Raw genomic sequence first — 1516 nt, 5'->3', positions numbered from 1 at the left:
GCGTGCCGGTCATCGCCTATGGCCAGGACAGCTTTCCGGCCTTTTGGTCGGCGCAGTCAGATCTGCAAGCACCGCTGCGCATGGATGATCCGGCGCAGATCGCCCGCGCCCATGCCACACGGCAGGCAATGGGGCTGCCCGGCGGCCAGCTGATCGCCAACCCGATCCCGGCAGACGCCGAAATCGCGGCAGAGGAACTGGCTCCGGTCATCACTCAGGCCCAATCGGAGGCGGATGAACAAGGCATCTCGGGCAAGGATGTGACCCCCTTCCTGCTGCGCCGCATCTTCGAGCTGACCGAAGGCCGTTCGCTTACCGCCAATATCGCATTGGTGCGCAACAACGCCCGGCTGGCGGCAAAGATCGCACAGGAACTGAACAAACTGGCACAATGACTTGATTTTCCCGGCGGATGCCATTGCTCCGCCCGCAATCAGTGCCTAGGTTCCACTCGAAATTTCCGCAAAGAAGCCACATGACCACGCCCTTCGACGAAGAACCTCACCGACGCCGCGGATTGTTTGCCAGCCTGCGTGCTTCCTTCTTTACCGGGATCGTCGTCATTGCGCCGGTGGGTCTGACCATCTGGCTCTTGTGGTCGGTGATGGGCTGGATCGACAGCGTGGTGCTGCCGCTGGTACCGCACACAGTCCGGCCCGAACAGTACATCGGCATCAACCTGCGCGGTGTCGGGCTGATCATCTTTCTGCTGTTCACAATCGTCGTCGGCTGGGTCGCCAAGGGCATCCTGGGCCGGTCGCTGATCAGCTTTGCCGAAAGTCTGGTGGAACGCATGCCGGTGGTCCGCACCGTGTATTCGGGCATCAAGCAGATTTCCGAAACCGTCTTTGCCCAATCGGAACGCAGTTTTGAAAAGGCCTGCCTTGTCCAATACCCGCGCAAAGGCATCTGGGCGATCGGCTTCATTTCAACCAACGCCAAGGGTGAGATCGCTAAGAAGGTCGAAACCAGCGGCGGCCTGGTCAGTGTCTTTTTGCCGACCACACCAAATCCGACATCCGGTTTTCTGCTGTTCGTCCCCGAAGAAGATGTGATCGCGCTGGACATGTCGGTGGAGGATTCTGCCAAGCTGGTAATCTCGGCAGGCCTTGTCTACCCGAACCCCAAAGATCCTTCAAAACCGCTGGAAAACGCCAAGAAACCCGCGCTGAAAGAAAACGCCTGACCTAGCTGAACATGGCAGGCAGATCCGTGGAAGAGCGCACGCCAATATTCTCACCGTCCTGCGCCAGGAAGCTGTCTGCCGCATCCCGACCTGCCTGTTTCAGCCGCGCCAGGATCTGCGGCACCGGAAACAGCTTGGTGGTGACTGATAGCTGCGTCATCAGATCATCATCGGCAATCATGTGCACCCGAACCTGCTTCATCCGTCCAGCCTCAAGCGTGCCATCCTCCAGCAGCCGCTGCACAAAATTGATGGCGCGCAGCTCCCGCAGCAAGGACGAGTTGAAACTGATCTCATTCACCCGGTTGCGGATCTGCTGCGGTGTTGTCG

Annotated in this window: 2 protein-coding genes and 1 pseudogene; 2 read left to right on the top strand and 1 reads right to left on the bottom strand. The window is 59.4% G+C overall.

Going from position 1 to position 1516, the window contains the following annotated elements; translation table 11 throughout:
• Positions 1–395: pseudouridine-5'-phosphate glycosidase (locus tag A2I95_RS37120; protein ID WP_291737475.1), on the top strand; the 395-nt coding region annotated here is incomplete at its 5' end.
• 80 nt (positions 396–475) lie between these two features.
• Positions 476–1186, top strand: coding sequence for a DUF502 domain-containing protein (locus A2I95_RS37115; RefSeq protein ID WP_291737474.1), 711 nt, complete (start codon positions 476–478; stop codon positions 1184–1186).
• 1 nt (position 1187) lies between these two features.
• Here A2I95_RS37115 and A2I95_RS37110 read toward each other — a convergent pair.
• Positions 1188–1516, bottom strand: a pseudogene (locus tag A2I95_RS37110) (patatin-like phospholipase family protein); the annotation flags it as partial.

The sequence above is a fragment of the Leisingera sp. F5 genome, assembly GCF_001593695.1.
This window is presented reverse-complemented; position numbering and strand designations above follow the sequence as displayed.

Excerpts from the sequence above, each read along its gene's own strand:
- A2I95_RS37115 (WP_291737474.1), top strand. The coding sequence starts at position 476 with ATGACCACGCCCTTCGACGAAGAACCTCACCGACGCCGCGGATTGTTT.